Here is a 214-nt window from a genome sequence, read left to right on the forward strand (position 1 = left end):
ACGCGAGCTGGGTTCAGAACGTCGTGAGACAGTTCGGTCCCTATCCGGCGCGGGCGTAGGATATTTGAGAGGAGCTGCCCTTAGTACGAGAGGACCGGGGTGGACTGGCCTCTGGTGTATCTGTTGAGCCATCAGGCTCATGGCAGAGTAGCCAAGCCGGGACGGGATAAACGCTGAAGGCATCTAAGCGTGAAGCCCCCCTCAAGATGAGATA

At 57.9% G+C, this 214-nt stretch carries 1 rRNA gene; it reads left to right on the forward strand.

From position 1 onward, the window contains the following. A 23S ribosomal RNA gene (locus tag WS42_RS15145) occupies positions 1 to 214 on the forward strand; the annotation flags it as partial.

This window comes from Odoribacter sp. N54.MGS-14 (assembly GCF_000980295.1).
GTDB lineage: Bacteria > Bacteroidota > Bacteroidia > Bacteroidales > Marinifilaceae > Odoribacter > Odoribacter splanchnicus.